General features: G+C 62.8%; 1 protein-coding gene. It reads right to left on the bottom strand.

The features are described from left to right. On the bottom strand, positions 1-984 hold a 984-nt coding region (locus CJZ78_RS13470), incomplete at its 3' end, for an IS5 family transposase (protein WP_094561796.1). Positions 985-1130: the final 146 nt, after the last annotated feature.

Here is a 1130-nt window from a genome sequence, read left to right on the forward strand (position 1 = left end):
CTCGATGCCGCGGCGGGCGTGGATCGACTTGGCGTAACCCTCGTGGCAGGTGGTGCGGCCATCGATGGCGGAACCACCAGGGCGGCTGGTGTTCTGCGCCACGTGCGGTGTCACGCCAATCCGCCGGAGTTCGGCGACCATTCCCCTGGTGTCGTAGTTCTTGTCGGCACCCAAGGTTTTCTGGTGGGCACCGGGACGATCAGCCGCCATCACCTTGGCGGCATCCCGCTCTCCGGTGCCCACTGCTTGCGTCACCCTGCAATCGACGATCAGGGCATGGCGGTTGTCCATGAGCACGTGCCCCCGGTAGCTGGGGAGTGCTGGATGGGCATTGGATTTGCGGGCCAGCAGCGCATCCGGATCGACGCTGGAACAATGGGTCTTGTTGCTGAGCTTGATGCCGCGGAAATCCCCTTTCGCACGCTTCTTTCCGGGCTTTGGTGCTCCAAAACCCTCGCCAGGCCCTGATGGCGGTGGCGGTGGATCATCCTCTCCGTCGATCCGCTCCAGCGAGGCATGCGACGCCCAGGCCTGCAGCAGAGTTCCATCCACGGAGAAGTGCTCGTCGCTGAGCAGAGGCTTGACCTCCGGGGCGCCCATCAGCTTCTCGAGGAAGCGCCCCATGACGTCGTCGTTGAGGAGGCGCTCTCTGTTCTTTGTAAACGTGGTGGGGTACCAGATCGGATCATCCGGGCTCAGACCCACAAACCAGCGGAACAGCAGGTTGTAGTGCAGCTGCTCGAGCAACAGCCGCTCGGAGCGGATGCCGTAGAACGCCTGCAGCAACGAGGCCAGCAGCAGCTGCTCGGGCGGCACCGAGGGCCGCCCCTCTGAGGCGTACAGCTCACAGAAGGTAGGATTGAGGCGATCGAGGGCCTGATCGGCCAGTTTGCGGATCCGCCGCAGCGGTTGGCTGGCCGGAATCCGCTCCTCGATCGACACGTAGGAGAACAGGGAGCCGCTGCGCTCCCGGTGGCCTCGCATCTCAGGTGGGCAGTTGGCCTATTTTCGCAGAGGTGGGCGGGTTTTTCAGCGAACTCTTAAGAGCTAAGGGTCGATGACCTCAAATATGACCGTCACCGCAACGTCCAGTTCATCGCTGTTCAGCGCTCAAGACAAAAACAGAAGGG

The sequence above is a fragment of the Synechococcus sp. 8F6 genome (genome assembly GCF_002252665.1).
Lineage (GTDB): Bacteria > Cyanobacteriota > Cyanobacteriia > PCC-6307 > Cyanobiaceae > Cyanobium_A.